The sequence below is a fragment of the Nioella sp. genome, from assembly GCF_964229645.1.
Lineage (GTDB): Bacteria > Pseudomonadota > Alphaproteobacteria > Rhodobacterales > Rhodobacteraceae > Nioella.
On the sequence record NZ_CAXREX010000144.1, the window covers coordinates 1 to 5,271 of the forward strand.

The following is a 5,271-nucleotide window of genomic DNA, read 5'->3' on the forward strand; positions in this document are numbered from 1 at the left end:
GGCCGGCTGTTCCGCGATCGGTTGCAGACGCCGAACGCGCTCTATCTCGATGGGCGCGTGTCGCGCCTTTATGCGCCCTCGGTCGGGCGCAATGATTTCGGCTTTCCGCTAGGGCCGATCGTTGGCACGGTTGTTGACGAGGACGCTGCGGGGCGCTAGCAGCAGCCCCTTCTCGGACGGATCAGGAGACAGGCGCATGGGGCGCAGGCGCAAGGGACGCGACATTCACGGATGGCTGGTGGTGGACAAGCCCGCGGGGCTGACCTCTACCGCCGTAGTCAACAAGGTGCGTTGGGCGCTGGACGCCAAGAAGGCCGGTCATGCGGGCACGCTGGACCCGGACGCGACCGGGGTGCTGGCGGTGGCGCTTGGCGAGGCGACCAAGACCGTGCCTTTTGTTACCGACGCGATGAAGGCCTATGTCTTTACCGTTACCTTCGGGGCTGCGACCAATACCGACGATGCCGAGGGCGAAGTCATCGCCAGCAGCGATCTGCGGCCTTCGGACGAAGAGATTGCCGCCGCGCTGAAGGGCTTCGAAGGCGACATCATGCAGGTGCCGCCCAAGTTTTCCGCCGTGAAGATCGACGGGGAGCGTGCCTACAAGCTGGCGCGCGACGACGAGGACTTCGAGATCGCCGCGCGGCCGCTTTACGTTGAAAGCCTGACCTTGCTGTCGCGGCCCGATGCCGATCATGCAGAGCTGGAAATGGTTTGCGGCAAGGGCGGTTACGTGCGGGCCATCGCGCGCGACCTTGGCGCGGCGCTTGGCTGTCTTGGGCATGTGAAGAAGCTGCGACGCGTCTGGTCAGGACCGTTCGACGTGGACGAGGCGGTGAGCTTCGCGCTGATCGAGGAGCTGGCGAAGGACCCTGCACTCGACGCCCATCTGCTGTCGCTCGACCTGGGGCTGGCGGACCTGCCCGAACTCCGTGCCAATGACCTTGGCTTTGCCCGTCTGAAGAACGGAAACCCCGGTCAGGTTCTGGGCACCGCCGAATGGGGCGAGGAGGTCTGGGTGTCCTACCAGGGCAAGCCGGTGGCCGTCGGCATCTATCGCGGCGGCGAAGTGCATCCAAGCCGCGTCTTCAACCTGTGATCACCCGCACGCATCAAAAGGGCGATGCGGCCAGCGTCGCGGTCTACTCCGATTGCGAGCGGTATCGCTATGCGCTGAGCCGGGTCTGGGATGAAACCGGTCCGCGTGTGCTGTTCATCATGCTGAACCCGTCCAAGGCGACGGAGGTTCAGAACGACCCGACCGTCGAGCGGTGCGAGCGGCGGGCGCGGGTTCTGGGCTTTGGCGGGTTCCGGGTGATGAATATCTTCGCCTGGCGGGAAACCGACCCGCGGCTGCTGCGCCGGGCCAAGGCCCCGGTCGGGCCGGAAAACGACCGCCTGCTGCTGGAGGCGCTGCCATGGGCCGATACGGTCATCGCCGGATGGGGCGTGCATGGCGAGCATCTGAACCGGGGCCCCGACGTCGAGGCGCTGCTGCGCGGAGCGGGGGCTGACCTGCATTGCCTTGGCCTGTCGAAGGCGGGGCATCCGCGCCATCCGCTTTATATTGGCTATGCCACCGAGCCGCAGGTCTGGACCGGGCGTTGACGCGGGCCAGCGGGCAGATCACTCTGCCCGGCAGGAGGATCGCCCATGTCGGACATCGAAGGGTTTACCCAGAGTTTCATTGATACCAATGGTATCCGGCTGTCGGTGCACCAGGGCGGCGAAGGGCCGCCGCTGATCTGCCTGCATGGCTATCCGCAGAACCACATGTGCTGGGCCAAGATCGCGCCCGCGCTGGCGCGCGATTTCCACGTCATCATTCCCGACCTGCGCGGATATGGCGACAGCGATGCCCCTGCCGACGACCCCGACCATCACACCTATTCCAAGCGAGAGATGGCGCGCGACATCGTCGGCCTGATGGATTTCATGGGGCTCGAAAGGGCGCATGTGCTGGGGCACGACAGGGGCGCCCGGGTGACCTACCGCATGGCGCTGGATCACCCGGAGCGGATCGACCGGCTTGGCATCATCGAGGTCGTGCCGACCGCGGATTTCTGGGCTGCGTGGAACGCGGAACTGGCGCTGAAGGCCTATCACTGGACCTTCCTTGCCCAACCTGCCCCACTGCCCGAGCGCATGATCGCCGCCGACCCGGTGGCCTATTACGACTGGACCCTGTCCAGTTGGACCCATTGCCGAAGCCTTGCGCCCTTCGAAGGAGCGGCGCTGGACAGCTACCGGACGCAGGCCCAGGACCCCACGCGCGTGCACGCCATGTGTTCCGATTACCGGTCCGGGGCGACCATCGACCGGGCCCTTGACGAGGCGGACAGGCTGGCGGGCAACAAGATCGCGGCACCCCTGCATTTCGTCTGGGCCAGCGCGGGGTTTCCGGCCAAGACGGGGGATCCCAAGGCGCTATGGCAGGCGTGGTGCACGCAGGAGGTGACGGGGCAGGAAATCCACGGAACCGGGCATTTCGCAATGGAAGAGATGCCCGAGGCCGTTCTGGAGGCGGTCAGGCCGCATTTCCTGGCAGGTTAAATCCAGACGGGTCCGTGCACCGGATCAGGCCGTTTCGGCAAGGTCGTCCAGGCGCATGTCGCGGATGATGATCGAGTTCGGGTCCAGCCCCTGTGCGCCACTGACACGCAGGACGACGGTGCCGTCCACGACGATATTCGCGCCCGTTCCGTCATCGAAATCGACCACGGTGATGTTCGGGTTTGGCGTTGCCTGCAAATCGACGCTGACCTGGATCACGTCCTCGACCGGGTTGAAGTCGGTGACGATGCCCGCATCGGCATCGGTTTCGATGAAGGTGCCGGTTTCGAAGATATCGGCATCTGCCCCGCCGAAGGCCACGTCATTGGCCCCGATGAACAGGTGATCGTTGCCATCGCCACCCGACAGGGTGTCGCCGGTGTCTTCGTCATAGGGGCCGAATTCGCTGTCACCGGCGGTAAAGGTGCCGTCGAGCGTATCGGTGCCAGCCCCGCCGATCAGGTCATCGGCGCCGAAGCCGCCAAGCAGGTAGTCATTGCCATCGCCGCCCTCGATCGCGTCATCGCCCTCGGCGCCATAGAGCAGGTCATTGCCCTCTGCGCCATACATCTCGTCGGCCCCGTCGCCACCATGCAGCAGGTCATGACCAAGGCCGCCATTGATCAGGTCGTCCCCCTCGTCGCCGTAAAGCTCGTCATTGCCTTCGTCACCGAAGATGGTGTCGCTTCCTTCGTTCCCGAAGGCAAGGTCGTTATCGGCACCGCCGGAGATGCTGTCATCGCCAGCGCCGCCGCTCAGGGCATCAGCGCCTTGCTGGCCGAAGAGTTGATCCATGCCCGTGCGCCCGCGCAGGATGTCGTCGCCCGTGCCGCCATTCAGCAGGTCGTCGCCATCAAGACCATCGACGGTATCGTTGCCGCCCGCACCGTCGAGCGTGTCATTGCCGCCGGTTCCGGTCAGCGTGTCATCGCCATCGGTCGGACCGGCCTGGTCCTGTTCCAGCTGAACGTCGTCCATGGTGACGCCGGTCGTGCCTTGCAGGAAGAGAATCTGGTTCCCATCGGAGAAGACGGAGGTATTTCCGGCATCCTCGTCGGTTTCGATCGTGATCTCGGGCGCGGTGTCACCGTCATAACGCACGAGGATCGTGTCCACGCCGGGCATGAAATCGGCCAGGATCGGAACATCCGCAGGAATGTCTGCGGGCGCTTCGAACAGATCGGCCCCGTCGCCACCGATCGCGAGGTCGCCCTCGCCCAGAACGAGGGTATCGTCCCCTTCGCCGCCGAAGACGGTATCTGCCCCTTCTTCGCCATCAATGCTGTCGTTCCCGGTGCCACCGTCAATCGCGTCATCGCCTGCGTCGCCGAAGATCTGGTCATCGCCGTCGCCGCCCATGAGCGTATCGTCATCGGCATCCCCGAAGATCGTATCATCGGGGTCGGCATCAGGGTCCTGCGGGGCATCCGGGTCGCCCAGGATGTCGTCGAGCAGGTTTCCGCCCGCGTTTGCCCCGTCACCGCCCTGCGGATTGCCCATTCCGGCATCGCCAAACAGAAGATCATGCAGATCCGAGGTGTAAACGGAGGCGTCGTAGTTGGAGGATGCACCAGTGTCACCGGTATCGTTCGCAGAGGAATCGGACGCGCCGTCATCCTCTCCGCCACCGGAAAGCAGCCCTTCGAGCGCGAACCCGACGAGCATAAGCATCAATACTCCACCCGCTGCGAACATTGTCGTCCCTTTTTGCCTCATCGAACGACCCCGGGGGTTGGGTCGCTTCATACCTTTGGACAGCACCCTGCGCCGCCGGTTGGGTCATTTGCCGACACGCTCAAGGTATTCCTGTGGAATAAATGTGGCGCTGTTTCCGAAGGGTGAATAAACACCTGAAATCCGCGTGGTATTTTCACGGGATTTTAGGAAAACCTCAATGAAACAGGTGATTCTTGGTTAACGCTCTGGCGCCCCATTCCCGGCAGATTTGCCATAATCCGGGGTGAAATTGGGCCTTCCATCGGGGGGGATTCTCTTGTAAACGCCGCGGATCGTCCCGAATGGGGCGACTCTCCACGGGCCTTGCTGGACGACATCCCGGCTTGTGCCATCACCCTTAACCCATGAAGGAGACCCCGATGTCGATCACTGCCGAAGAAAAGGCCCGCGTCATTTCGGAATTCGCAACCAAGGACGGCGACACCGGTTCGCCGGAAGTCCAGGTTGCCATCCTGACCAGCCGTATCAACACGCTGACCGAGCACTTCAAGACCCACAAGAAGGACAACCATTCCCGCCGTGGTCTGCTCAAGCTGGTTGCACAGCGCCGTAAGCTGCTGGACTACCTCAAAGGCAAGGAAGAGGCCCGTTACACGGACCTGATCCAGCGCCTCGGTATCCGCCGCTAAGCGACGCGACCCGCAGAATTCAACGCCCGTTCGGTTCCACCGAGCGGGCGTTTTTCGTTCAGGTCACCGGGAAGGGCGCGCCGAACTCGCCACAGAGCGGAGTTTCAACGAACTCCGCCAACGCGGCCCGGCCCGTGACAGACGCCAGCGCGAGGGACAGCTTGGCATAGGCGGCCTCCAGCGTCATGTCGCGCCCGTCGATCACCCCGTGATCGAGCAGAACCGCCCCCGCTGCGTAATGGCCAAGCGCCGTGCCGCCTGCCAGGGTTTCGCTGACCGCAACCACCGGAATGCCACGATCCGCCGCTCGGACGAGCCCGGCCTCCAAAACGGGATCGTCGGGAACCGTGCC

The 5,271-nt window shown here is 64.0% G+C and carries 5 protein-coding genes and 1 pseudogene; 4 read left to right on the forward strand and 2 right to left on the reverse strand.

Annotated features, from left to right (window positions below):
* Nucleotides 1-196: 196 nt before the first annotated feature.
* From truB to ACEQXV_RS09430, 3 genes are read left to right on the forward strand one after another with little or no spacing between them, the layout of a single operon-like run.
* Nucleotides 197-1,099, forward strand: coding sequence for a tRNA pseudouridine(55) synthase TruB (gene truB, locus ACEQXV_RS09420; protein ID WP_370268913.1), 903 nt, complete (start codon nucleotides 197-199; stop codon nucleotides 1,097-1,099).
* Entirely contained in the window at nucleotides 1,096-1,608 is a 513-nt protein-coding gene (locus tag ACEQXV_RS09425; protein ID WP_370253361.1) for a DUF1643 domain-containing protein, read from the forward strand. The genes truB and ACEQXV_RS09425 overlap by 4 nt, the downstream gene beginning before the upstream one ends.
* A gap of 45 nt (nucleotides 1,609-1,653) precedes the next feature.
* Complete coding sequence (locus ACEQXV_RS09430; protein WP_370253362.1) at nucleotides 1,654-2,553, forward strand: alpha/beta fold hydrolase; 900 nt, start codon at nucleotides 1,654-1,656, stop codon at nucleotides 2,551-2,553.
* Between the two features lie 24 nt (nucleotides 2,554-2,577).
* Here the strand turns inward: ACEQXV_RS09430 and ACEQXV_RS09435 are convergent, their stop codons facing one another.
* A complete protein-coding gene (locus ACEQXV_RS09435; protein ID WP_370268915.1) occupies nucleotides 2,578-4,224 on the reverse strand; it encodes a calcium-binding protein in 1,647 nt (548 codons plus the stop codon).
* Nucleotides 4,225-4,649: 425 nt separating this feature from the next.
* On the opposite strand from ACEQXV_RS09435, the gene rpsO reads away from it, so the two are divergent.
* Nucleotides 4,650-4,919 (forward strand): 30S ribosomal protein S15, encoded by a 270-nt coding sequence (gene rpsO / locus ACEQXV_RS09440; protein ID WP_370252030.1) that lies wholly within the window; start codon nucleotides 4,650-4,652, stop codon nucleotides 4,917-4,919.
* A 58-nt stretch (nucleotides 4,920-4,977) separates the two neighbouring features.
* Here rpsO and ACEQXV_RS09445 read toward each other — a convergent pair.
* Nucleotides 4,978-5,271, reverse strand: a pseudogene (locus tag ACEQXV_RS09445) (asparaginase); the annotation flags it as partial.

What these genes read in the sequence shown, in the direction of transcription:
- truB (WP_370268913.1), top strand. Translation starts at nt 197, where the DNA reads ATGGGGCGCAGGCGCAAGGGACGCGACATTCACGGATGGCTGGTGGTG.
- ACEQXV_RS09430 (WP_370253362.1), top strand. Translation starts at nt 1,654, where the DNA reads ATGTCGGACATCGAAGGGTTTACCCAGAGTTTCATTGATACCAATGGT.
- ACEQXV_RS09435 (WP_370268915.1), bottom strand. Translation starts at nt 4,224, where the DNA reads ATGCTTATGCTCGTCGGGTTCGCGCTCGAAGGGCTGCTTTCCGGTGGC.
- rpsO (WP_370252030.1), top strand. Translation starts at nt 4,650, where the DNA reads ATGTCGATCACTGCCGAAGAAAAGGCCCGCGTCATTTCGGAATTCGCA.